Annotated in this window: 20 protein-coding genes; 12 read left to right on the top strand and 8 right to left on the bottom strand. The window is 70.1% G+C overall.

The genetic code is table 11. The annotated features are described in order from the left end of the window. Nucleotides 1-7 precede the first annotated feature (7 nt). Genes ACU4E7_RS06915 through ACU4E7_RS06905 form a run of 3 tightly spaced genes read left to right on the top strand, consistent with a single transcriptional unit; the run spans nucleotide 8 to nucleotide 2,437 of the window. Nucleotides 8-889, top strand: a complete 882-nt coding sequence (locus ACU4E7_RS06915) for a substrate-binding domain-containing protein (protein ID WP_447021079.1) — start codon at nucleotides 8-10, stop codon at nucleotides 887-889. 26 nt (nucleotides 890-915) lie between these two features. Then, nucleotides 916-1,506 (top strand): rhodanese-like domain-containing protein, encoded by a 591-nt coding sequence (locus ACU4E7_RS06910; RefSeq protein ID WP_447021078.1) that lies wholly within the window; start codon nucleotides 916-918, stop codon nucleotides 1,504-1,506. 43 nt (nucleotides 1,507-1,549) lie between these two features. Continuing rightward, nucleotides 1,550-2,437, top strand: a complete 888-nt coding sequence (locus ACU4E7_RS06905) for a quinoprotein dehydrogenase-associated SoxYZ-like carrier (protein WP_447021077.1) — start codon at nucleotides 1,550-1,552, stop codon at nucleotides 2,435-2,437. A gap of 12 nt (nucleotides 2,438-2,449) precedes the next feature. Here ACU4E7_RS06905 and ACU4E7_RS06900 read toward each other — a convergent pair whose 3' ends face one another. From ACU4E7_RS06900 to ACU4E7_RS06880, 5 genes are all read right to left on the bottom strand, one after another. After that, nucleotides 2,450-3,085: a hypothetical protein gene (locus ACU4E7_RS06900; protein WP_447021597.1), complete on the bottom strand. Its 636-nt coding sequence runs from the start codon at nucleotides 3,083-3,085 to the stop codon at nucleotides 2,450-2,452. Between the two features lie 50 nt (nucleotides 3,086-3,135). Next, on the bottom strand, nucleotides 3,136-3,996 hold the full coding sequence (locus ACU4E7_RS06895) for an ABC transporter permease (protein ID WP_447021076.1): 861 nt from the start codon (nucleotides 3,994-3,996) through the stop codon (nucleotides 3,136-3,138). Beyond that, complete coding sequence (locus tag ACU4E7_RS06890) at nucleotides 3,993-4,745, bottom strand: ATP-binding cassette domain-containing protein (protein ID WP_447021075.1); 753 nt, start codon at nucleotides 4,743-4,745, stop codon at nucleotides 3,993-3,995. Before ACU4E7_RS06890 ends, ACU4E7_RS06895 begins: the two co-directional genes overlap by 4 nt. 21 nt (nucleotides 4,746-4,766) lie before the next feature. Then, nucleotides 4,767-5,783, bottom strand: coding sequence for a YVTN family beta-propeller repeat protein (locus ACU4E7_RS06885; protein ID WP_238122439.1), 1,017 nt, complete (start codon nucleotides 5,781-5,783; stop codon nucleotides 4,767-4,769). Nucleotides 5,784-5,873: 90 nt separating this feature from the next. Beyond that, nucleotides 5,874-7,124 (bottom strand): ABC transporter substrate-binding protein, encoded by a 1,251-nt coding sequence (locus ACU4E7_RS06880; RefSeq protein ID WP_447021074.1) that lies wholly within the window; start codon nucleotides 7,122-7,124, stop codon nucleotides 5,874-5,876. Between the two features lie 255 nt (nucleotides 7,125-7,379). Here ACU4E7_RS06880 and ACU4E7_RS06875 point away from each other — a divergent pair, with 255 nt between their 5' ends. Genes ACU4E7_RS06875 through ACU4E7_RS06865 form a run of 3 tightly spaced genes read left to right on the top strand, consistent with a single transcriptional unit; the run spans nucleotide 7,380 to nucleotide 9,366 of the window. After that, the gene (locus ACU4E7_RS06875; protein ID WP_447021073.1) at nucleotides 7,380-7,817 is read left to right on the top strand and encodes a DUF3280 domain-containing protein; all 438 of its coding nucleotides are present in this window, start codon (nucleotides 7,380-7,382) and stop codon (nucleotides 7,815-7,817) included. Between the two features lie 53 nt (nucleotides 7,818-7,870). Further along, on the top strand, nucleotides 7,871-8,401 hold the full coding sequence (locus ACU4E7_RS06870; protein ID WP_447021072.1) for an SRPBCC family protein: 531 nt from the start codon (nucleotides 7,871-7,873) through the stop codon (nucleotides 8,399-8,401). Further along, nucleotides 8,398-9,366: a YVTN family beta-propeller repeat protein gene (locus tag ACU4E7_RS06865; protein WP_447021071.1), complete on the top strand. Its 969-nt coding sequence runs from the start codon at nucleotides 8,398-8,400 to the stop codon at nucleotides 9,364-9,366. Before ACU4E7_RS06870 ends, ACU4E7_RS06865 begins: the two co-directional genes overlap by 4 nt. A gap of 153 nt (nucleotides 9,367-9,519) precedes the next feature. On the opposite strand, the gene fae is transcribed toward ACU4E7_RS06865, so the two are convergent. Continuing rightward, on the bottom strand, nucleotides 9,520-10,026 hold the full coding sequence (gene fae, locus ACU4E7_RS06860) for a formaldehyde-activating enzyme (RefSeq protein ID WP_447021048.1): 507 nt from the start codon (nucleotides 10,024-10,026) through the stop codon (nucleotides 9,520-9,522). 461 nt (nucleotides 10,027-10,487) lie between these two features. Here fae and ACU4E7_RS06855 point away from each other — a divergent pair, with 461 nt between their 5' ends. The 3 genes from ACU4E7_RS06855 to mutS all read left to right on the top strand — a co-directional run bounded on the left by ACU4E7_RS06855 (nucleotide 10,488) and on the right by mutS (nucleotide 14,676). Then, entirely contained in the window at nucleotides 10,488-10,694 is a 207-nt protein-coding gene (locus ACU4E7_RS06855) for a hypothetical protein (RefSeq protein WP_447021070.1), read from the top strand. Nucleotides 10,695-10,789: 95 nt separating this feature from the next. Further along, a complete protein-coding gene (gene htpX / locus ACU4E7_RS06850) occupies nucleotides 10,790-11,767 on the top strand; it encodes a zinc metalloprotease HtpX (protein ID WP_447021069.1) in 978 nt (325 codons plus the stop codon). Nucleotides 11,768-11,874: 107 nt separating this feature from the next. Further along, complete coding sequence (gene mutS, locus ACU4E7_RS06845; RefSeq protein WP_447021068.1) at nucleotides 11,875-14,676, top strand: DNA mismatch repair protein MutS; 2,802 nt, start codon at nucleotides 11,875-11,877, stop codon at nucleotides 14,674-14,676. Between the two features lie 81 nt (nucleotides 14,677-14,757). On the opposite strand, the gene ACU4E7_RS06840 is transcribed toward mutS, so the two are convergent. Both ACU4E7_RS06840 and ACU4E7_RS06835 read right to left on the bottom strand, forming a co-directional pair. Continuing rightward, a complete protein-coding gene (locus ACU4E7_RS06840; RefSeq protein ID WP_447021067.1) occupies nucleotides 14,758-16,155 on the bottom strand; it encodes a hypothetical protein in 1,398 nt (465 codons plus the stop codon). A 66-nt stretch (nucleotides 16,156-16,221) separates the two neighbouring features. After that, nucleotides 16,222-17,514 (bottom strand): adenylosuccinate synthase, encoded by a 1,293-nt coding sequence (locus ACU4E7_RS06835; protein ID WP_447021066.1) that lies wholly within the window; start codon nucleotides 17,512-17,514, stop codon nucleotides 16,222-16,224. Nucleotides 17,515-17,726: 212 nt separating this feature from the next. On the opposite strand from ACU4E7_RS06835, the gene ACU4E7_RS06830 reads away from it, so the two are divergent. The 3 genes from ACU4E7_RS06830 (at nucleotide 17,727) to purH (ending at nucleotide 22,804) form a co-directional block, all read left to right on the top strand. Next, nucleotides 17,727-19,076: an RsmB/NOP family class I SAM-dependent RNA methyltransferase gene (locus tag ACU4E7_RS06830; RefSeq protein ID WP_447021065.1), complete on the top strand. Its 1,350-nt coding sequence runs from the start codon at nucleotides 17,727-17,729 to the stop codon at nucleotides 19,074-19,076. Nucleotides 19,077-19,333: 257 nt separating this feature from the next. Next, nucleotides 19,334-21,076, top strand: a complete 1,743-nt coding sequence (locus tag ACU4E7_RS06825; protein ID WP_447021064.1) for a heparinase II/III family protein — start codon at nucleotides 19,334-19,336, stop codon at nucleotides 21,074-21,076. Nucleotides 21,077-21,214: 138 nt separating this feature from the next. Further along, entirely contained in the window at nucleotides 21,215-22,804 is a 1,590-nt protein-coding gene (gene purH, locus ACU4E7_RS06820) for a bifunctional phosphoribosylaminoimidazolecarboxamide formyltransferase/IMP cyclohydrolase (protein WP_238123918.1), read from the top strand. Nucleotides 22,805-22,833: the final 29 nt, after the last annotated feature.

Below are 22,833 nucleotides of genomic sequence, written 5' to 3'. Positions count from 1 at the left end.
CGAGTGCATGGCCAGCGAGCGCTTCGTGCCGCTGATCGCCTCGGTGGCGACAGCGGCGCTCGCCGCCATCCTCCTGCTGGCGCCCTCGGATGCCCATGGCCAGCAGATTCCAAGCTCGGTTTCGGCGGATGCCCTGCGGGTGTGCGCCGATCCCAGCAACATGCCGTTCAGCAACGCCCGCGGCGAAGGGTTCGAGAACAAGATCGCCGAGATCGTCGCCGGCGCGCTGCAGGTGCCCGTGCGCTATTATTTCATGCCGCAGGGGCCCGGTTTCGTCCGCAACAGCCTCGGCAAGCGGCTGTGCGACGTGGTGATCGGCTATGCCGCCGGCGCCGATCCGGTGCTGCACACCAATCCCTATTACCAGTCGGTCTATACGCTGGTGGTGAAAGCGGGCGGGCCGCTGGATGGGGTGGAGCGGCTGGCCGACCCGCGGCTGAAGGGAGCAAAGCTCGGGCTTGCCGCCGGCACGCCGCCGGCTGACCATCTGCTCGATCTGAACCTGCTGGGCAGTGCCAAGACCTATTCGCTGCTGGTGGATCGGCGCTATGAATCACCGGTGGAGCAGATGGTGGCCGACGTGGCCTCGGGCACCCTGGATGGCGCCCTGCTGTGGGGGCCGAGCGCGGGGGCCGTGGTGCAAGCCTCCAAGGTGCCCTTGAAGATGGTGCCGCTGCTGCACGAGGCGGAACGCCCGCCGCTCGCCTACCGCATCACCATGGGGGTGCGGCCCACCGATCATCAGTGGAAGCAGGTGCTCAACCGGGTGCTCACCGCGCGCGCCGGCGAGATCAATGCGGTGCTGCTCAGCTATGGCGTGCCGCTGTTGGACGACGACGACCAGCTGATCACCGCGGCGCTGCCCGCCACCGGCGGCAAGACGCCATGAGGCAAGGCTCCACGACGCAAGCCCGCATGCCAGCCCCCGCCACCGTGCGGACGTGCCTGCGCACGCTGGCCGCGGTCGCGGTGCTGGCCGCCGGCCTGTCCGCGCCGGCCCGGGCTGAACCGCCGGCGGAGCCGCCGGGCTATCGGCTGGAGCCCTATCGTGCGCCGACACCGCTGACGGTGGATGGGGTTGCGGGGGTGAGCACCGGCGCGGTGGAGCGGCTGTGGCGCGCCGGCGCGGTCATTCTGCTGGATGTGCTGCCGCGCCCGCCGCGCCCGGCGGCGCTGCCCGCCGATACGGTGTGGCGCGATCCACCCCATGACAGCATTCCCGGCGCCCACTGGCTGCCGAATGTGGGGTTCGGGGCGCTGGATGCCGCCACCACGCGCTATTTCCTGGAGGGCCTCGCGGCTCTGACCGCCGGGAACCCGGCGGCGCCCGTGGTGATTTACTGTCTGCGCGACTGCTGGATGTCGTGGAACGCCGTCAAGCGTGCCCGCGCCGCCGGCTACACCGCCGTTGGCTGGTATCCGGCCGGCGTCGATGGCTGGAAGGAGGCCGGGCTGCCGCTGGTTGCGGTGGAACCCTGGCATCCGGCATCGCCGGAGGCAAATTGAGACGGGCCGCACACAAGGTCCGCCCATGCGAGGGAGGAAGGGGATGACAGGACACTGCGCGCGCACCGCTCCGGGTGGCACCGGGACCACCCGGACGCGGATGCTTCTGGCCTTGCCGCTGGGCCTTCCCCTGCTGCTTGCGCCGGCCCTGAGCCGGGCGGCGGAGCCGGCGGATGCGTCCCCGGCTGAGACCGCCGCACAGAGCCCGCTGGAGCGCACCGAGACCACCTGGCGGAGCATCGCGCCGGATATCTTTCCGGGCCAGCCCATCGGCGCGGCCGATGGGCTCGTGACCCTGACCGCGCCGGCGCGCGCCGAAGACGCGGCGCTGGTGCCGCTCACGGTGGCGCTCACCCTGCCGCCGGGGGATCCGCGCCGCTTCAAGGCGGTGACCGTGGTGGTGGACGAGAATCCGTCGCCGGTGGCCGCCCGCTTCGCCTTCGGCCCTGACCAGACAGACTTCGCCCTCACCCTGCGGGCGCGGGTGAACTCCTATTCCTACGTGCGCGCGGTGGCCGAAACCAGCGACGGGGCCCTGCACATGACCAAGGCCTATGTGAAGGCGGCGGGTGGCTGTTCGGCATCGGCCACCAAGGATACGGCGGACTCCATCAGCCATCTGGGCGAGATGCGGTTCCGCTCCTTCGCGGCGTCGGGGCGCGACGAAGCGCAGGTGCAGATCCGCCACCCCAACTTCTCCGGCCTGCAGATGGACGAGGCGACCCGGGGCTACACGCCGGCCTGGTTCGTGCGCGAGGTGCAAATCACCCAGGGCGGCCGGCTGCTGATGAGCATGGAGGGTGGCATCTCCATCGGCGAGGATCCCACCTTCCGCTTCAGCTATCGGCCCTCCGCCGAACCGGTGGCGGTGCGGGCGGAGGACACCGAGGGCAAGGTGTTCACCCACACCTTTCCCGGCGGCGGCAGCTGAGCCGCGCCGGGATCACAGCCGATCGGTGATGCGCCGGCCGATCTCGAACACCCGCTGTTCCAGGATCACCGGCGTCTCGCACACATAGGTGAGGGAGCGCGCCCGCTCGTCGAAGATGCGGGTGTCCCACTTCAGCTTCTCTTCCAGGGCCAGGCTCTCGGGGGTGTCGGGCGTGTCCAGCGCGCCCTTGATCCGGCTTAAGGCATCGCCCTCCTCGCGCAGGCGCGCGGCGAGCCGTTCCTGGCCGCGGGCATAGCGTTCGATGCCGTGCATGAGCTGGGCCCGCTCGCTGCTGGTGATCTCGTAGACCCCGGCGAACACCCGCACCAGGCGGGTCTTGGCGTCGGGGCCCGCCACCGCCACGAAGCCATCGAGCAGGCCGTCCACCTCTTCCATGGGGGTGCGCCGCGAGGCGAGCTTGTAGGCCAGGGTGGCCGCGTCCTGGTCGGCGGTCCACGGGCCGGCGGCGGCAATGTCCGGACCGGTCCACACCGTGGCGAGGCTGATGTCCGGCCGCTTGCGCTGGGCGCACGGCCAGTCGGGATCGGTTTGTGGCTGCGCCGCCGCCGGTCCCGCAAGCAGCACCAGCGCGCTGGCGATCAGGAGAGCGAGCGGGCCGCGGGCACCGCGACGGGGGCGCTGGATCATGGCGGACGAGCCTCGGGGATCAGGATTGCGGGACAGGGGCGGGCGGCGGATCATGGGGCCTCTCCCTTCGGTCCGCCGCGCCGGCCCATCACACCCCGCCCGGGGTCGTAGGCGATTACGGCGAGGGCGAAGAACACGATGGTGGTGCCGAGCACCACCGCGCCCGACAGCGGATCGAACGCGCCATAGAGCGCGAAGCGCACGAACTCCACCGCATGGGTGAAGGGATTGGCGAGGCACACGAGATAGAGCGCCTCGCTGGCATCGCGCACCCGCCACAGGGGGTAGAGGGCGGATGACGCGAAGAACATGGGGAAGATGACGAAGTTCATCACGCTGGCGAAATTCTCCAGCTGCCGCACCAGCGAGGAGATGACGAGGCCGATGGCCCCCAGCATGAGGCCGGTGAGGATGAAGGCCGGCAGTGCGGTCAGGTACCCCAGCGGTGGAATGTCCACGCCCCAGAGCCGGGCGATGGCCAGGAACACGTAGACCTGCGCCAGCGACACGGCGACCCCGGCGATGAGCTTGGAGAACAACAGCCACCAGCGCGGAAACGGACTCGTCAGCAGCACCCGCATGGAGCCCACCTCGCGGTCGTAAACCATGGAGAGGGAGGATTGCATGCCGTTGAACAGTTGGATCATCACCGCCAGGCCCGGCGTCACGTAAACCTCGTAGAGCACATAGGTTTCATAGGGTGGCATGATGGAGACGCCGAGCACCGAGCGGAAGCCGGCGGCGAAGATGAAGAGCCAGACCAGCGGCCGCACCAGCGCCGACAGGAAGCGCTCCTTCTGCTGCACGAACCGCAGCAGCTCGCGCCAGACGATGCCGCCGAGGCAGACCGCATAGCCGCGCGGGCCGAGGGTCCGCGTCGCGGAGGGAGACGCCGCCGGGGCCCCGCTCATGCCGCCTCCCCCGCCGCGTCCTCGGTGAGGGCGCGGAATGCGGCCTCCAGCGAGGGCGCGTCGGCGGCCAGGGCCTTCGCGTCTCCCGAGGCGACGATGCGGCCGCGATGGAGCACAGAGACCGCGTCGTCGGGCTCGATCTCATCGAAGATGTGGGTGGCCCACAGCACCGCGAGGCCGGTCTCGCGCACCAGCGTCCGCACCAGAGCGACGATGGTCCGGCGGGACGCAAGATCGAGCCCCACCGTGGCCTCGTCCAGCAGCAACAGCCGCGGGCGATGCAGCAAGGCGCGGGCGATCTCCACCCGTCGCGACTGGCCACCGGACAGGGTGCGGACCTTGTCGGCGCCCCGCTCCTGCAGCCCCACCAGGGTCAGCAGTTCGTCGATCCGCGCCCTCACGGCGCGGCCCGCGAGGCCGTGCAGAGCGGCGTGGTAGGCGAGGTTCTGCCGCACCGAGAGATCGAGGTCGAGGGTGCGGCTCTGGAACACCACGCCGAGTTCGCTGAGCGCCGCGGAGGGGCTGCGGGCGACATCGTGGCCGAAGATGCGCACGGCGCCGGCGCGGGTGGCGTAGAGCCGCGTCACCAGCGAAAACAGGGTCGTCTTGCCGGCCCCATTGGGGCCGAGCAGGGCCACGAATCGACCCTGCGGCACGGTCAGCGAGACATGGTCCAGCGCCAGCCGGCGGCCGAAGCTATGGCTCACCTGCTCCACCGCCAGCGCCGGCATGTAGGGCGTGTCCGTCATCACGCGCGGTCCTTTGCGCGCCTATTGGGGAGAGACCACCACGCCCCACGGTGCATTGCCCACCTTGATGGACTTGATGACCTTGCGGTTCGGCACGTCGATGACGGAGACGTCGTTGGAATTGCCGTTGGTGGTGAACAGCAGTTTCTCGTCCGGCGTGAAGGCGAGCTGCCACACCCGCTGGCCCACCAGCAGATACTGCTCCACCTCGTAGGTCTCGGCATTGACCACGGCCACCCGGTTGGCCGGTCCGAGCGCCACGAAGGCGGTCTTGCCGTCCTTGGTCAGGCGCACACCCACCGGTTGGATGGTCTCCTGGGAGACGCCGGGGATCTTGAAGGTGATCTTATGGATGATCTTGCGGGTTTCCGGATCCACCACGGACACCGTGCCACCAACCTCAGCGGAGACGAACAGCTTCTTGCCGTCGCTGGTGAATTCGGCAAAGCGCGGGCGCGCATCCACCAGCACGTTGCCGACGATCTTGAAGGTGCCCGTGTCGATGAAATGGGCCATGTTGGTGGTCTCGGAGGTGGCCACCAGGGTCTTGCCATCGGGGCTCACCGCCATGCCCTCGGGCTCGGTGCCCACCGGCACCTGGGCGATGACCTTGTTCTTCTCCACATCGAGCACGGTGACCTGGTTGTCGTCCTCATTGGCGATGTAGAGCGGATTGCCCGAGGGCTGGAGCGCGAACAGCTCCGGGTCCGGCCCCGACTTCAGCTTGCGCAGCACCTTGAGGGAGCTGGGATCGATGACCTGCACCGCATGCTCGTCGCTGGCGCACAGATAGATCACCTTGCCGTCGGGGCTGGTGGTGATGCCGCGCGGGCGGCGGCCCACCTTGGCGGTCTTGGTGACGGTCAGCGTTTCGGAATCGATGACCGAGATGGAATTGCCCCGCTCGTTGGAGACGAACACGGTGTAGGCCTCAGCCGCATCGGCGGCGAGAAGGGCGCCGGCGCCGATCAGCGCGACGCCGAGCGCCCGCAGGGGGGCGCCGCGGCGCGACGGGGCAGGGGGGTGAAAGGCGGTCATTGGCGGTGTCCTCCCAATCTGTGGCGCGCGGGCGCTCTGTCGTTTCGCCGCCGTTCCGGTGGCGGCCTGTCGGTTGGCCTTCGGCTTGGCCTATTTCAGCTTGCACGTGGTCTCGGGCGCGTCGGTGCCCAGGGTGTCGAGGGGGGTGCGCTGGTGCAGGAAGCCTTCTTCCGGCGCCACCGCCACGATGCCGAGGGGCTGGGCCACCAGCAGCGGCTGGCGCACCTGCTGGTCCCAGGGCCGCACGCTCAGCGGCACACCCTTGAAAGCGGCGATGGTGAAGGCCGGGCTGCGCATGAAATCGGCGATAGCCGCGGCATCGCCGCCCTGGGTGCGGGTGGCCGCTTCGCCCACCATGCGCACCGCGAGCCACGCCTGATAATCGGTGGGCCGCATGGTGCGCCCGGCACTGCGCAGGAAGCGGCTCTGCAGCTGGGCCGAGCCCCACGCATCCTGCGCCGGGTGCCAGGTGCCGACGGTCAGGCCCTGGGTGCCCACCACCAGCTGTGGCGCGGCGGTGCGGAAGGGAATGTAATTGCCGAAATCGTTGGCCTCGTCGGCCACCACCAGCACATCCGCATCCACCCCACGGGTCAGCACCAAGGCATCGGACCGGGTGATGCTGTCGGCCCGCTCGCGGCCCAGGGGACCGAGCGTCCAGGGCTTCTCGGCGACGATCTTGAGGCCGAACTTGCGGGCCGCCCGCTTCACCGCCGCCGCATAGGCGACGTCGGCCGGCTGTGGCCCCACCACTAGGAACAGCCGGTTCCAGCGCCGCGCCGCGAGAAACTGGGCCAGCCCATCGGCCAGCATGGCGCGGCTCGGCGCCACATGGAACACATTGGCCCGGCAGTCCGCGCCGCGCAGGGCATCGTCGCCGGCGCCGATGTTGAACACGATGGCGCCCTGCGGACGGACCGCGTCGGCCACGGCGATGAGCTCGTCGGCCGGCAGGTTCACCGCGATGAGGCGGGTGCCGCGCGCCACCAGGGCGGTGGCGGCGGCCACGGCATCCTCATCCTCAGCCAGGGTCTGGGCGTCGAGGGTGAAATGCTGCCCGGTGAAGGTGCCGGTGGAATTGTTGTCCTTGATGGCCAGGGTGGCGCCAGCCACCGCATCGTCCTCGGGCACGGCCAGCAGATCATAAAGGGGCGGCGGCGGCACCTCGCGGGTGATGAGGCCGATGCCGATCTCCACCGGGGCGCTGTCTGCCCGGGTGCTTGCCGCCGGGGCGCTTGTCGCTGCGGTGTTCGGGGCGGGGGGCGTCTGCGCTGCAAGCGGCGAAGAGAGGCCAGCCACGGCTACCGCCACGGCGCACGCCAGCGCAGGCAGGCTCCTCATGGCATCTCCCCATCGTCGTCGTTGTTCCTGGATCTGGTGCGTCCAGTGCCGAGATCTAGGCATCATCAGGTCGCGCGTGCAACCGGATATATCTAAGGAAACAATAAGATAATCTCACCTTGCCGGAATGGGGCGGGCTGTGACACCCTCTGTCGCGCTCGAGTGTACACCATGATCTGCCGCGGTTTTCTTGCGATCCTGCTCCTGTTGTTGTCCTGTCCGGTCACCGCCCTGGCTGAGCCGGTGAAGACGGCCATGTTTGGCTTTGAATTCTTCGATGACACCATGGATGCCCGGCCGGATATTGTTGCGGCGCAAAAGATCTGGCTCGCCCACGCCAATGCGGAATTGCTGGCCATGGTGGTCGCCTCGGGCGAGATGACGCCGGTGGATCTCGCGCCCCTGGCGAGCCGCATCACCGAGCTCGCACCGTTCTACAAATGCAATGGCTGCGAGGAGGACCTCGCCCGCGCGGCGGGGGCGCAGCTGGAGGTGTTGGGCGTGGTGCGCAAGGTCTCGAACCTCATTCTCTCCTTCTCGCTTCAGGTGCGAGAGGTGGCCACGCCCGCTCGGGTGCTGCGCGCCGGGCAGGTGGAGATCCGCGGCAATACCGAGGAGTCGTGGCTGCGCGGGGTGCGCTACCTCATGAAGAACCGCATTCTGGCACCGGGACAGGCGCCGCTGGCGCCCTGAACCCCACGCCCAACCGCTAAAACACGTCATGGAAGACAGGAAGGAAACGCCGCATGAAACATCTTCTCACCATCGCCGCGGTGGCGTCCGTGGTGCTCGCGCCGCTGGCGGCCGAGGCGCATGGGCCCACCCGCAAGAAGGTGACGGAAACCGTCGAGGTCGCCGCGCCCGCGGACAAGGTATGGGCCGCCATCGGTAATTTCCAGGACATGGGCTGGCATCCGGTGATCGGCGCCACCACCGGCCAGGGCGGCAATGCGGTGGATGCCACCCGCCATCTCACCCTGAAGGGCGGCGGCACCATCGACGAGGTGCTCTACAAGTTCGAGCCCGAGAAGATGAGCTATTCCTACCGGATCGCCGAAGTGGACGTGAAGGTTCTGCCGGTCACCAACTATTCCTCGACCATCACCGTCACGCCGGTGGATGCGACCCACAGCAAGGTGGAGTGGCGCGGCGCCTTCTATCGCGGCTTTCCCAACAATGATCCGCCGCCGGAGCTGAGCGACGAGGCCGCGGTGGCGGCGGTGAGCGGCGTCTACCGTGCCGGGCTCGATGCCCTGAAAGCGAAGTTCGAGAAGTGAGCCGGACCGCGTGCCGGGCCACCCTGGCGGCGGCCGCGCTGCTTCTCGCTGCGGGCGGGGCCGGGGCGGAGGAAGCGTTCATCACCGAGCAGCCGGCCAATGCGGTGGCGGTCATCGACCTCGCCGCCGCCGGCGGGGCGGGCGCGGTGGTGGCGCAGATCCCGGTGCCGGGCGCCCCAGCCGGCATCGCGGTGACCCGAGACGGCCGCCGGGCCTATGTCACCAGTCCCGACGACAAGATGCTGTCGGCCATCGACACGGCCAGCCGCACGGTGGTGGCCCGGTGGCCGGTGGGCGGCGGTCCGCTCGGCATCGCCGTTGCCCCGTCGGGCACGCCGGTGTTCGTGGCGGACTGGTATGATCATCATCTGCTGGTGATTGATCCGGACCGGCCGGAGCTGCGCCGGCAGGCGGAAACCGGCCGCTCGCCCTCCGGGGTGGCGGTGACGCCCGATGGGGCGCTGGTTCTCACCGCCGACCGCGACGACGATGCGGTGTCGGTGATCGACGCCCGCAGCCTGAAGCGTCTCGCCGTCATTGCGGTGGGGCAGCGGCCGTTCGGCATCACCCTCGATGCCGAGGGCCGGCGGGCCTACACCGCCAACGTGGGCTCCAACGATGTCTCGGTCATCGACGTGCATAAGCGGGCGGTGGTGGGCACGGTGAAAGTGGGGGAGCGGCCTTATGGGGTGGCTCTCGCCCAGGACCTCGCCTTCGTCACCAATCAATATGCGGGCTCGGTGAGCGTCTTCGACGTCGCGACACTGGCGCCTCGCGGCACCATCGCGGTGGGCGAGTATCCGGAAGGCATCGCCGCCAGCGGCGATGGCACCAAGGTCTATGTGGCCAATTGGTTCGACAACACGCTCTCGGTCATCGACGTCAAGACGTTGACCGTGACCGGCGCGGTGTCGGTGGCCGACGGGCCGCGGGCTTTCGGCGCCTTCATCCGCCGCGACCCCTAGGGGCTGTGCGGACGCGGGGATGCGAGAAAATCCGCCGGCGCACGGCCGGCGGACATATGTGCAAGGTCAGCGACCCAGAAAGATGGCGGCCAACCGCTGGAGCAGTCCCGTCGGCATCGGCGCGGGCGCGCTCTGCCCAGGGTGGTCTCGTTCCTAGGCCTGGAAGGGATGCTTGACGGCGTCGCGCTGCTCGGTGGCGACCTTTGCGGAGGGCTCGCCCTTGACGGCGCGGGCGAGGGCCTGCTTGGTGGCCTCGTAATTGTAGGACTGGATCTTGGCGTCGTCCGCCGCTTCCCAGTGGATGAACACGCCCACGCAGATATAGAGGTCGTCCGCCTCTTCCAGCGGGATGATGCCCTCGGCCACCGCGTCCTGCACCGCCTTGGCGACGCCGTGCTGGGCCGGGCCGAACATCTGCACCGCCTGGCGCGCGTCCTTGATGGTCACCTTGTTGAACATCACGGTGTTGGGCTTGCACTGCAGGTTCGGCGCAATCACCGCCAGCAGGGACGTGAAGCCGTCCTTGTTGTTGGTGAGGCTGTTGCAGAAGGCGCTTTCGGCCGCGCTGCCGCGCGGGCCAATGATGAGGTCGATATGGGCGACCTCGTTGCCGTCGCCCACCAGCGCCTCACCCACCAGAACCTTGTCGATCTTGGCCATCGTTTCGTCCTCCCAAATGGAACCCGGGCGATGGCCGCCGGACCGGGCCGCGGGAGCCCTGCTCCCGCACGCGCCGTCGCATCCATCACCAGGCTCGGGACGACCGCCTCCGGTTCATGCGGATAGCGGTCGGCTGCCGCTTACCCTTGTTGTCAGCGCCCGGCACACGCCGAGCCGGTTCACCGGATAGCTCGCGGAAACTACCCCAGCTGTGCGGCACCAGCAAGACGGCAGTCCGCACGCACGGCCGCCCATTCCAGCTTGTTGCAGTGCAGCAATTTCCGCTTTCACCCATGGGAAAACTGCTTTACGTTTGACCCCAACAGATCCGGGATCGGCCGGCCCAAACGCCCCGCCGGGGCGCGCGGCCGGTGGGGGGCGCCACAATGGCGTTGATCGCGGGCGTTTCGGGAGCGACAACATCCGGATGGCCAAACCCAACCCCGTGGGAAGCCTGTGTCATGTTCATCGTCCTTTATGCCTGCCTCATCAGCGCCCCCGCCACCTGCCGCGAGGAGCACATCAATTTCTCCATGGAAGCCGCCGCGCCCATGGCCTGCATGATCTCGTCCCAGGCCACCATCGCCCAGTGGACCGAGGCCCATCCCCAGTGGCAGGTGGGCCGCTGGAGGTGCGTGGCCGCCGACCGCCTGGGCCACGACATCTGAGCGGATCGTCCTTCCCAACGCCTCTGCCCTTGCGTCGCGGCGCGGCACTTCCCATCCTCTGGGAGATGCGCGTGGCGCAGTCACGGAGGAGCGGCATGAACCATTTGAAGACGGTGATCCTGCTCGCGGGGCTCACCGCTTTGTTCATGGTGGTTGGCTTCGCCCTGGGCGGGCGGAGCGGCATGATGATCGCCTTCGTCGTGGCCTCGGCCATGAACCTCTTCAGCTATTGGAACTCGGACAAGATGGTGCTGCGCATGTATGGCGCGCGCCAGGTGGACGAGGCCACCGCCCCCGAGTTCGTCGGCATGGTGCGGGAGCTGGCGCAGCGGGCGGGCCTGCCCATGCCCAAGGTCTACATCATGGACAATCCGCAGCCGAACGCCTTTGCCACCGGCCGCAACCCGCAGAACGCCGCGGTGGCCGCCACCACCGGCCTGCTGCAGTCCTTGACCCACGACGAGGTGGCCGGCGTGATGGCGCACGAGCTGGCGCACATCAAGCATTACGACACCCTCACCATGACCATGACCGCCACCATCGCCGGCGCCATCTCCATGCTGGCGAACTTCGGCCTGTTCTTCGGCGGCGGCCACCGGGACAACAACGGCAGCCCATTCGGCGCCATCGGCACCATCCTCATGGCGGTGCTGGCCCCCATCGCCGCCATGATCGTGCAGATGGCCATCTCCCGCTCGCGGGAATATGAGGCGGATCGCGGCGGCGCCGAGATCTGCGGCCGGCCCATGGCGCTTGCCTCGGCGCTCGCCCGCATTTCCGGCGAGGCCCACCAGATTCCCAATTACGAGGCTGAATCCAATCCGGCGACGGCGCACATGTTCATCATCAATCCCCTCTCGGGGATGCGCATGGACAATCTGTTCTCCACCCACCCGTCCACCCAGAACCGCATCGCCGCCCTGCAGCAATTGGCCCAGCAGATGGGCCCGAGCGGCGGCCCGCGGGCGCCCGGCGGCTGGCCGACCGGCGCCCCGCGCACGCCGCCCACCGGCACCGGCACCGGCCCGTGGGGCGGAGGCGCCGAGCCGCCGCGACGGGGGCCCTGGGGGTAAGGCGAGGGCGCTGAATCCCCGGCTGGCACAGATTTCCTGTCGAAGATGCCCCCCGCGCGCTGACAGCGCCGCCGCCGGCCATTAGCTTGGCGCCCATGAGTGCCACCATGAGCTCCACCGCCGCCGCGCTGCCCGCCGATCCCGCCCGAGAGACCCCTCCCGCAGACGCACCTCCTGCAGAGGCGCCTCCTGCTGCGGCCTCTGCCGCCGCTGCGCCGCGCGCGGACGACACCCGCGTCACGCCGATGATGGCGCAATATATGGAGATCAAGGCGGCCAATCCGGACAGCCTGCTGTTCTACCGGATGGGCGATTTCTACGAATTGTTCTTCGCGGATGCGGAGAAGGCCTCGCAGGCGCTGGGCATCGTGCTCACCAAGCGCGGCAAGCACCTGGGCGAGGACATCCCCATGTGCGGGGTGCCCATCGAGCGGGCCGAGGAATATCTGCACAAGCTGATCGCCCTCGGCTTCCGGGTGGCGGTGTGCGAGCAGCTGGAGGACCCGGCGCTCGCCAAGAAGCGCGGGCCCAAAAGCGTGGTGCGCCGGGATGTCACCCGCCTCGTCACCCCCGGCACCCTCACCGAGGACTCCCTGCTCGATGCCCGGCGCGAGAACGTGCTGGCCGCGGTGGCCCGGGTGCGGGCCGGCACGGCGGCGGATGATTTCGCCTATGCCCTCGCCTTCACCGACATGTCCACCGGCTCGTTCCGCGTCAGCGCCAGCAGCCGCGAAGCGCTGTCCGGCGATCTCGCCCGCATCGAGCCGGCGGAAATCCTCGTCTCCGACGCGCTGCTGGACGATGCCGAGCTGAAGGAGATGCTGCGCGGCTTTCCCGCCCTCACGCCTTTGCCGCGCCAAAACTTCGATGGTGCCGGCGCCGAAAAGCGCCTCACCGGCTTCTTCGGGGTGGCGGCGCTCGACGCCTTCGGCGCCTTCAGCCGGCCTGAGCTGATCGCCGCCGCCGCCATCGTCGCCTATGTGGAGCGCACCCAGATCGGCGCCCGCCCCGCCCTCGCCCGACCGGTGAAGGATGTGGAAGGCGGCATCATGCTCATCGATGCCGGCACCCGGGCCAATCTGGAGCTGGTGAAGACCACCTCCGGTGAGCGGCGCGGCTCCCTGCTGGGCGCCATCGACCGCACCGTCACCGCCGCCGGGGCCCGCCTGCTCGCCCGCCGCATCGCCGAGCCGCTCACCCACCTTGCCGTCATCCGCGCCCGCCACGATGCGGTGGAATATCTCGGCGACGATGGCGAGCTGCGCCGCGCCCTGCGGGCCCGCCTCGCCGCCGCCCCGGACATGGCCCGCGCCCTCACCCGCCTCGCTCTGCAGCGGGGCGGCCCGCGCGACCTTGCCGCCATCCGCGACGGGCTCGATGGTGCCCTGGCGCTTACCGGCCTGTTCGGCGCGGCGCCTCCCGCCGACATCGCCGAGGCCCTCGCCATCCTGGCCCGGGTGCCGGCGGCGCTGGCGGGCGAGCTCGGCGCCGCCCTCGCCGACGAATTGCCCGCCTATCGGCGCGACGGCGGCTTCGTGCGCGCCGGCTACGACACCGAGCTCGACACCACCCGCGCCCTGCGCGACGAAAGCCGGCGCGTGGTGGCCGCCCTGGAGCGCCGCTACGCCGAGGACACCGGCATCAAGTCGCTCAAGATCAAGCACAATGCGGTGCTCGGCTATTTCGTGGAAGTGACCGCCCAGAATGCCGACCGGCTGCGGGAGCCGCCGCATCTGGAAGTCTTCGTGCATCGTCAGACCATGGCGGGGGCGGTGCGCTTCTCCTCCGTCGAACTGTCTGAGCTGGAAAGCCGCATCGCCTCCGCCGGCGAGCGGGCTCTGGGGCTGGAGCAGGCCATTTTCGACCGTCTCGCGGCGGCGGTGGTGGATGCCGCCCAACCCATTCGTGAGGCCGCAGAGGCGCTCGCCGAGCTGGACGTGACCGCCGGCCTGGCCGAGCTCGCCAGCACCGAGCGCCATGTGCGCCCGCAGATGGAGGACGATGCGGTGTTCGCCATCACCGGCGGCCGCCATCCGGTGGTGGAACAGGCTTTGTCGCGGGACGGCGGCCCGTTCGTGCCCAATGATTGCGATCTCTCCCCGCCCGAAGGAGCCAAGGATGGCCGCATCCTGCTGGTCACCGGCCCCAACATGGCGGGTAAGTCTACTTTCCTGCGCCAGAATGCGCTGATCGCGGTGCTGGCCCAGGCCGGCGCCTTCGTGCCGGCGCGGGCGGCCCGCATCGGCGTCGTCGATCGCCTGTTCTCGCGGGTGGGGGCGGCGGATGATCTTGCCCGGGGCCGCTCCACCTTCATGGTGGAGATGGTGGAGACCGCCGCCATCCTGAACCAGGCGACGCCGCGCTCCCTGGTCATTCTCGATGAGATCGGCCGTGGCACCGCTACCTTCGACGGCATGTCCATCGCCTGGGCGAGCCTCGAGCACCTGCACGAGGTGAACCGGTGCCGGGCCCTGTTCGCCACCCATTTCCACGAGCTGACAGCCCTGTCCCAGCGCTGCAAGCGGCTGTTCAACGCCACCGTGAAGGTGACCGAATGGAAGGGCGACGTGATCTTCCTGCACGAGGTGGTGCCCGGCGCCGCCGACCGCTCCTATGGCATCCAGGTGGCCAAGCTCGCCGGCCTGCCGGCGGCGGTCATCACCCGCGCCAAGGCGGTGCTGGCGGAGCTGGAGGCGGCGGAGCGGGCCTCTCCCGCCCAGAAGCTCATCGACGACCTGCCCTTGTTCGCCGCTTTGTCGCGCCCGGCGCCGGCCGAGACGCCCCCGGCCGCGCCGGATCAGGTGGGAGAGGCGCTCGACGCCCTCGATCCCGACGCCCTCAGCCCGCGGGAGGCGCTGGACGCCCTCTACCGCCTGAAGGGCCTGCGGCAGAGCACCGGCGACGCATAGTGCACTCGCTCCCAGAAGATGCACGAAGGGCGGCGTTGCCGCCGCCCTTGGAGCTGTGTTGAAGGGGTAAAACCGTCAGGCTCAATTGGCGTTCTGCGGCGGTTCCGCTGGCGCCTCGGCCGGCTCACCCTGCTGCGGCGGGTTCTGGAGCAGCTCGCCCCAGGCCGAAAAGGCGTCGTTGAAGGCCTGGTCGCCGGCCGGGCCCTTCTCGAACACGACCACCGCGCGCTTGTTGTTGGTGTAGATCACCGGCACGTCCAGCCAGGGATAGACCTGCAGCAGCGCCACATTGCGCTGCCGATCGGCGGGCGCCGGCGACAGGCCCACCAGGAACAGGGTGGGATTGACCTTCACCGAGAGCCCGGCCAGGGGCACGCCCTGGGCCTGCTGGCTCTGCTTCACCCGCACGCCGGGCACGTTGGCGATGCCGCCGAGGGCGAAGTCCTGCGGCAGCTTGAAGGCGATCTCGATGGTGTGCGAGGCCGGCAGGGTCTGATCCTGATTGCGGCGCAGCACGAACGACATGGTGATCTGCCGCTCGGGAATGGTGATCTCGCCGCGCACGCCGATATCCGGCGGCAGGCCCGGGCCGGCGGTGAAGGTTTCGGTCTTCCAGGTGACCGTGCCCTCGAAGGTCTGCGGCGGGCTGGTGCCCCCCGGGCTCTCCTCCAGCAGCACGGCGCGCTGGGTGCCCGCATTGCGGGTCGGCGCCGGGGCCCGGCGGGCGGCATCGCCACCGCTGGCCACCATGCGGTCTTCGCTCTTGGGCTGCTCGGCCGGCGCGTTCTGGCTGGCCACCGGTGCCGAAACGCCACCCTCGTGACCATCGGACAACAGGCCACGACCTACCACGGCGGCGACGATGCCACCGAGCACCACCAGTGCCACGACGGCCCACAAGGCGAAGCGCTTCCAGGAAGCGCCCTGTCGCGGCTCGCTGCCGCGCACGCTCGGCCGCACCGGTTTGCCGTCGGGCTTGCCATCGGCCTTGGCCGCCTCGCGGCTGCGCACCTCGCCGCGGCGCAGGGCCGGCCGGCGGGCCGCGGCGTCCTCATCGGCCGGAGCCGGCGCATCGCCGGTGGCGACCTCCGGGTCGGACGGCGCGTCCGCTTCAACGGGCGTATCCTGATCTGGCTGCGGCGCGGCCGCCTCTTCTGCAAGGGTTTCGGCCGGTTCCTCGGCCTCGGTCGATGGCGCCGCCGGGGGCGGCTCGACCGGCTCCGGCGCGGGGGACGGGGCCTCCGCGCCCTCGGGCTTCTCATTGTCCTGAGGTGCTGCTTCCGCCTCCAGGCGGCGGATCGCCTCCTCGAGGCCGAGCCGCTCACGGGTGATCTCGCCTTCCGGCAAGGGCGGATCAACCCCGCGCAACTGCCGCAGCAGTGCCGTCCGGGCCCGGTCGAACACGGCCTTCCGAGCCTCCGCGGTGTTCTGCGGCAGGCTCGAGATGGCGCGGGCGAGAAGCGGATAATAGTCAGCCATCAGAGACTTTGCTTCACCTTGGAGGCTTCACCTGACCGGCTCCACCAGGGAGCGGCGCCGCGCAGGTTAGTCCTGGAACGGATTATGCACCAGAATCGTGTCGTCACGCTCCGGGCTGGTGGACAACACCGCCACCGGACAGCCGATGAGCTCTTCGACCCGACGCACGTACTTGACCGCCTCCGCCGGCAGGTCGGCCCAGGAGCGCGCGCCCTGCGTGGAGGCCTGCCAGCCTTCCATCACCTCGTAGATGGGCTCGGCCCGCGCCTGCGCGCCGGTTTCCGCCGGAAGGTAATCGATGGCTTTGCCGTCCACCTTGTAGCCGACGCAGACTTTCAGTTCGGTAAAGCCATCGAGCACGTCGAGCTTGGTGAGCGCGATGCCGTGGATGCCGCAGGTGCGCACGGTCTGGCGCACCAGCACGGCATCGAACCAGCCGCAGCGGCGGGCGCGGCCGGTGACCACGCCGAACTCGCGGCCCTTGCTGCCCAGCATCTTGCCCACCTCATCGGTGAGCTCGGTGGGGAACGGCCCCTCGCCGACGCGGGTGGTGTAGGCCTTGGTGATGCCCAGCACATAGTCGAGCGCACCGGGACCGATACCGGTGCCGCTGGAGGCGGAGCCCGCCACCGTGTTCGACGAGGTGACGAACGGATAGGTGCCGTGATCGATGTCCAGCAGCGCCCCCTGGGCGCCCTCGAACAGGATCCGCTTGCCGTCGCGACGGGCCTTGTCCAGCAGCTCCCAGACCCGGTCCATGAACGGCAGCACCTTGGGTGCCAGCGCCAGCAGCTCGGCCACCAGGGCGTCGCCCTTCATCTCGTCGAGGCCGAGGCCGCGCCGCAGGGCGTTATGATGGGTCAGCAGCCGCTCGACCTTGGCCGGCAGGGCGTCGGCGTCCACCAGGTCGATGAGGCGGATGGCGCGGCGGCCGACCTTGTCCTCATAGGCGGGGCCGATGCCGCGCTTGGTGGTGCCGATGCGGGTGCCGGAATTGCTGTTCTCGCGCAGGGCGTCGAGCTCGCGATGCAGCGGCAGAATCAGCGGGGTGGTCTCGGCGATGCGCAGACGCTCGGGCCCCACCACCACCCCCTGGGCGGCGAGCCGGGCCAATTCGTCCACCAGCGCCTGCGGATCCAGCACCACACCGTTGCCGATCACCGACAGCTTGCCCGGGCGCACCACGCCAGAGGGCAGCAGCGACAGCTTATAGGTGACGCCGTTCACCACCAGGGTATGGCCGGCATTGTGCCCGCCCTGGAACCGCACCACCACGTCGGCCTGCTCGGAGAGCCAGTCGACGATCTTACCCTTGCCTTCGTCGCCCCACTGAGAGCCGACCACGACCACATTGGCCACGCTGAATTGCCTCCCCGCGCGGCGCGGGTCACATCGGCCCGCGCGAACAAAGCAAAGCCCCGGCTTTGGTCCGGGGCGTTACTGATGCGTCTTACGAGATCGCACGGGCCGAAGCAAGGCACCGCCGCGCCGCACTGGTAGGCCGGTGCGCGCGGAGCGGGTGCCACCGGCCGGGTTGGCGCCGGTGGGTGGTTCGTGCTCTATCTTCCGCGATGAAACCTCCGCGCTCCTCGTCCGCCCCCCGCGCCGCCACCGGCGCCGCCGTTCCCGCTGGCTTCGCCGCCCGTCGCCTGGCGGTGGATGGCCTCGATCGCATCCTCCACCACAACAGCACCCTGGAAGAGGCGCTGGAGAGCGCCCCGGCGGGGCTGGATCCACGCGACCGGGCGCTGGCCTATCGCATCGTCGCCACCGCCTTGCGGCGGGCCGGCACCCTGCGCGCCGTGTTCGGACGGCTGATGGCCCGCGGCTTTCCCAAGTCGGCGCCGCGGCTGGAGGCGGTGCTGCTGGCCGGCGCCACCCAGCTGCTGTTCATGGATGTGCCCGATCACGCCGCCGTCGGCCTGAGCGTCGACATCGCCCGCGCCGATCGCTCCACCGCCGGCTTTGCCGGCCTGGTGAACGCGGTGCTGCGGCGGATCGCCTCCGACAAGACGGCCGCCCTCGAGGGCATCGACCCGTTCACCGCCGATACGCCGGCATGGCTGCGCAACCGCTGGATCGGCGCCTATGGCGAGGATGGCGCACGGGCGCTCGCCGCCATGCACCAGGTCGAGCCGCCACTCGACATCACCGTGAAAGCGGATCCCGCCGCCTGGGCCGAGCGCCTCGCCGGCGAAGTGCTGCCCACCGGCACGGTGCGGGTGCTGCAGGCGGGCCCAGTGCGGGCGCTGCCCGGCTTCGCCGAGGGCGACTGGTGGGTGCAGGACGCCGCCGCGGCGCTACCGGCGCGGCTGCTCGGGCCGGTCGAGGGCCTCAAGGTGGCCGACCTCTGCGCCGCCCCCGGCGGCAAGACCGCCCAATTGGCGGCGGCCGGCGCCACGGTGACGGCGGTGGATCGCTCAGCGGCGCGGCTCAACCGGCTGGAGGAAAACCTGGCGCGACTCAAGCTGTCGGCGGAGGTGGTGGAGGCGGACACCCTGCAGTTCCAGGGCGGGCCCTATGATGCGGTGCTGCTGGACGCGCCCTGCTCGGCCACCGGCACCCTGCGCCGGCACCCCGACATTGCCCTCGCCAAGCGCCCCGGCGACATCACCGTTCTGGCGGCGCTGCAGGCCCGGCTGCTGGATCATGCGGTGGACCTGCTGAAGCCGGGCGGCCTCATCGTCTATTCCACCTGCTCCCTGGAGCCGGAGGAAGGCGAGCTGCAGATCGCCCAGCTGCTCGCCCGCCGCCAGGACGTCGCCCGCGTGCCGGTCACCGCCGCCGATGTGGAGGGCATCGCGCCGTTCATAACTCCTCAAGGGGATGTGCGCACTCTTCCCCATGACTGGATGCGCGGAGAGGCGGAACGCTCGGGGCTGGACGGCTTCTTCGCGGCCCGCCTCCGGCGCATCGGGTGACGCAGAAACCCCATTTGCACGAATGGGTTGAAGGGAATACGCCGCGGCCTTGAAGGGCCGGCGGCGCCCTCTTCGCCCCCCGCGGGAGCGCTGCGACGCCCATCCGGTGATTCGCAGCTGATTCGCCGTCTGGCGCATCGCGGGAGGGGGAGGCTGTCATGTGGAACGGATTTGCGGCGCGCTTCCATCCTTTCGCGCCCGGCGCCTCGTCGCGCCCGGGGCCCCGGCTGAGGGGGGCCCAGTTGAAGGGGGCTCACGTGAATCGAGAGAGCCTCGCCGAGCGCCTGCGTCTGGCGGTGGTGGTGACCCGGCAGTGGCTGCTGGGCCAGGCCGGCCGCGCCGGCGGCAGCCACCTCGGCCTCGCCTATGTCTCGGTTCCGGTGCCCGAGCGGCTCTTGATCGCGCCCCAGGATCTGCGCACCGGCGATGCCACCCAGGCGGCGGAAATCTATGCTGGACGCTTCGCCTTCGCCGGCAAGGTGGTGCAGCTCGATGGCCAGACCGCCTTCGAGCTGGTGCCGCCCTCGGTGGACTGGGCCGAGGCGCTGCACGGCTTCGGCTGGCTGCGCCACCTGCGCGCCGCCAACACCACCATCGCCCGGGCCAATGCCCGCGCCCTGGTGGGCGACTGGATGCGCAGCACCGGCGCCGCCCGGGCCATCGCCGCCCGGCCCGAGGTCACCGCCCGGCGCATCATCTCCTGGCTCACCCAGGCGACCTTCCTGCTGCAGGACGCCGAGCTCGATTTCTACCGCCGCTTCACCCGCTCCCTGGCGCGCCAGGTGCGCCAGCTGCGCCGCGAGGCCGACCGCGCGCCCGATGGCTATCCGCGCCTGCTGGTGCTGGTGGCGCTCACCACCGCCGGCCTGTGCATGTCCGACCAGGGCCGGCTGCTGAAGGCGGCACAGCGCCGCCTCACCGAGGAGCTGGATCGGCAGATCCTGCCCGACGGCGGCCCCCTTACCCGCAACCCCGGCATGCTGATCGAGCTGCTGCTGGAACTTCTGCCGCTGCGCCAGGCCTATATGGCGCGCAACCAGCCGGCCCCCACCGCGCTGATGAACGCCATCGACCGCATGATGCCCATGCTGCGCTTCTTCCGCCATGGCGATGGCGCCTTCGCGCATTTCCATGGCATGGGCTTCACCGCGGCCGACCAGCTGGCCACCATCCTCGCCTTCGACGATGCCCGGGGCGCGCCGGTGGCCAATGCCCCCTATTCCGGCTACCAGCGGCTCGATGCCAGGGGCGTGGTGGTGATTGCCGATACCGGCCCGCCGCCGCCCCTGCCGGTGAGCTGGGAGGCGCATGCGAGCGCCCTCGCCTTCGAGCTGTCCTCCGGCCGCAGCCGCATCGTCGTCAATTGCGGCATGCCCAGCGTCAATCGCGAGCAGTGGCGCCAGGTGGCGCGGTCCACCGCCGCCCATTCCACCGCCGTGGTGGCCGATACCTCCTCCTGCCAGTTCCTCAAGGGGCCCCAGCTCACCCGACTGATGGGCGTGCCCATCGTCGACGGGCCGAAGCATGTGGAGGTGCAGCGCGGCACCCGCAACGAGGCCATCCTGCTGCGCGCCAGCCATGACGGCTATGGCACCGCCTTCGGCGTGATCCACCAGCGCTCGTGGCGGCTGGCCGCCGAAGGCAACCGGCTGGACGGCGAGGACGTGTTCCGTCCGGCGGAAGGCGCGGTGCTGGAGCCCGCACCGTTCGCCATCCGCTTCCACCTGCATCCCTCGGTCTCGGTGGAGCGGCTCGACGATCCCCACACCGCCCTGCTCAGCCTCCCCACCGGCGAAGCCTGGGCGTTCGCCGCGCCGCATATTCAGCTCGGCATCGAGGAAAGCGTCTATCTGGCGGCCGCCGGCGGCCCGCGCCGCACCACCCAATTGGTGCTGGCCGGCGACGTGGCGGAGAAGAGCCGGGTCATCTGGACCTTCATGCGCACCCGCGAGGCGCATCCCGGCACCACTGGCGGTCTTGGCCGGAGCGGCAGCCGCTGAGCGGCGGCCGCGGTGCGAACTGGAGCCCCGCGCCGGGAGCGCCGCCCTGCGTGCAGGGGTGTCTCCCGCGCTGCGCGCTGGCGAGCGGCGGCCTTTAGTGATAGGCGAGCGGCACTTTCCATCACCGGAGCCGCCATCATGCCTGCCGATATCCGTCCCGTGACCCGTGCCCTGATCTCGGTGTCGGACAAGACGGGTCTCGTGCCGTTCGCCACCGCCCTCGCCGGGCATGGGGTGGAGCTGGTCTCCACCGGCGGCACCGCCAAGGCCCTCGCCGACGCCGGCCTGAAGGTGAAGGACGTGTCCGAGCTCACCGGCTTTCCCGAGATGATGGACGGCCGCGTGAAGACCCTGCACCCCAAGGTGCATGGCGGCATCCTCGCCATCCGGGACGACGCCGGCCACCAGGCCGCCATGGCCGCGCACGCCATCGCCCCCATCGATCTCGTGGTGGTGAACCTCTATCCGTTCGAGGCCACCGTCGCCCGCAAGGCCGATTTCGACGAGACCATCGAGAATATCGACATCGGCGGCCCCTCCATGATCCGCGGCGCCGCCAAGAACCACGGCGACGTGGCGGTGGTGGTGGACGCGGTGGATTACGAATCCGTCCTGCAGGAGCTCGCCGCCCATGGCGGCACCACCCTGGCCAACCGCCGGCGCCTCGCCCAGAAGGCCTATGCCCGCACCGCCGCCTATGACGCCGCCATCTCCAACTGGTTCGCCCGCGAGCTGAAGGAAGAGGCCCCGGCCTATCGGGCCATCGGCGGCAAGCTCATCGAGGCGCTGCGCTACGGCGAGAACCCGCACCAGTCGGCCGCCTTCTACGCCTCCGACGAGATCCGTCCCGGCGTCGCCACCGCCCGCCAGGTGCAGGGCAAGCAGCTCTCCTACAACAACATCAACGACACCGACGCCGCCTTCGAGGCGGTGGCCGAGTTCCATCCCGGTCGCACCGCCGCCGTGGTGATCGTGAAGCACGCCAACCCCTGCGGCGTCGCCGAGGGCGCGAGCCTCCAGGAGGCCTATCGCAAGGCGCTCGCCTGCGACCCCGTCTCGGCCTTCGGCGGCATCATCGCCGTCAACCGCACCCTGGACGCCGAGGCCGCCCGCGCCATGGTGGAGATCTTCACCGAGGTGATCGTTGCCCCCGACGCCACCGAGGAGGCCATCGCCGTGGTGGGCGCCAAGAAGAACCTGCGCCTGCTGCTCACCGGCGGCCTGCCGGACGTGCGCGCCTCCGGCCTGGTGGTGAAGACGGTGGCCGGCGGCTTCCTGGTGCAGGGCCGCGACAATATGAGCGCCGACGACCTGGAGCTGAAGGTGGTGACCAAGCGCGCCCCCACCGAGGCCGAACTGACCGACCTGCGGTTCGCCTTCCGGGTGGCCAAGCACGTGAAGTCCAACACCATCATCTATGCCAAGGACCTCGCCACCGTGGGCATTGGCGCCGGCCAGATGAGCCGGGTGGATTCCGCCCGCATCGCCGCCCGCAAGGCAGAGGACGCCGCGGCGGCCGCCGGCCTGGCGGTGCCGCTCACCAAGGGCTCGGTGGTGGCCTCCGACGCCTTCTTCCCGTTCGCCGACGGCCTGATGGCGGCGGTGGAGGCGGGCGCCACGGCGGTGATCCAGCCGGGCGGCTCCATGCGCGACGCCGAGGTGATCGCCGCCGCCGACGAAGCCGGCCTTGCCATGGTGTTCACCGGCGTGCGCCACTTCCGGCACTGAGCCCTTCGGCCCGGTTCCGGCCGGGGCCA

This window comes from Xanthobacter sp. ZOL 2024 (assembly GCF_052932325.1).
The sequence above is the reverse complement of the archived record's forward strand: the minus strand, read 5'-3'. Positions and strand labels throughout refer to the sequence as shown.

Excerpts from the sequence above, each read along its gene's own strand:
- ACU4E7_RS06915 (WP_447021079.1), top strand. The coding sequence starts at position 8 with ATGGCCAGCGAGCGCTTCGTGCCGCTGATCGCCTCGGTGGCGACAGCG.
- ACU4E7_RS06910 (WP_447021078.1), top strand. The coding sequence starts at position 916 with ATGCCAGCCCCCGCCACCGTGCGGACGTGCCTGCGCACGCTGGCCGCG.
- ACU4E7_RS06905 (WP_447021077.1), top strand. The coding sequence starts at position 1,550 with ATGACAGGACACTGCGCGCGCACCGCTCCGGGTGGCACCGGGACCACC.
- ACU4E7_RS06900 (WP_447021597.1), bottom strand. The coding sequence starts at position 3,085 with ATGATCCAGCGCCCCCGTCGCGGTGCCCGCGGCCCGCTCGCTCTCCTG.
- ACU4E7_RS06895 (WP_447021076.1), bottom strand. The coding sequence starts at position 3,996 with ATGAGCGGGGCCCCGGCGGCGTCTCCCTCCGCGACGCGGACCCTCGGC.
- ACU4E7_RS06890 (WP_447021075.1), bottom strand. The coding sequence starts at position 4,745 with ATGACGGACACGCCCTACATGCCGGCGCTGGCGGTGGAGCAGGTGAGC.
- ACU4E7_RS06885 (WP_238122439.1), bottom strand. The coding sequence starts at position 5,783 with ATGACCGCCTTTCACCCCCCTGCCCCGTCGCGCCGCGGCGCCCCCCTG.
- ACU4E7_RS06880 (WP_447021074.1), bottom strand. The coding sequence starts at position 7,124 with ATGAGGAGCCTGCCTGCGCTGGCGTGCGCCGTGGCGGTAGCCGTGGCT.
- ACU4E7_RS06875 (WP_447021073.1), top strand. The coding sequence starts at position 7,380 with ATGTTTGGCTTTGAATTCTTCGATGACACCATGGATGCCCGGCCGGAT.
- ACU4E7_RS06870 (WP_447021072.1), top strand. The coding sequence starts at position 7,871 with ATGAAACATCTTCTCACCATCGCCGCGGTGGCGTCCGTGGTGCTCGCG.
- fae (WP_447021048.1), bottom strand. The coding sequence starts at position 10,026 with ATGGCCAAGATCGACAAGGTTCTGGTGGGTGAGGCGCTGGTGGGCGAC.
- ACU4E7_RS06855 (WP_447021070.1), top strand. The coding sequence starts at position 10,488 with ATGTTCATCGTCCTTTATGCCTGCCTCATCAGCGCCCCCGCCACCTGC.
- htpX (WP_447021069.1), top strand. The coding sequence starts at position 10,790 with ATGAACCATTTGAAGACGGTGATCCTGCTCGCGGGGCTCACCGCTTTG.
- mutS (WP_447021068.1), top strand. The coding sequence starts at position 11,875 with ATGAGCTCCACCGCCGCCGCGCTGCCCGCCGATCCCGCCCGAGAGACC.
- ACU4E7_RS06840 (WP_447021067.1), bottom strand. The coding sequence starts at position 16,155 with ATGGCTGACTATTATCCGCTTCTCGCCCGCGCCATCTCGAGCCTGCCG.
- ACU4E7_RS06830 (WP_447021065.1), top strand. The coding sequence starts at position 17,727 with ATGAAACCTCCGCGCTCCTCGTCCGCCCCCCGCGCCGCCACCGGCGCC.
- purH (WP_238123918.1), top strand. The coding sequence starts at position 21,215 with ATGCCTGCCGATATCCGTCCCGTGACCCGTGCCCTGATCTCGGTGTCG.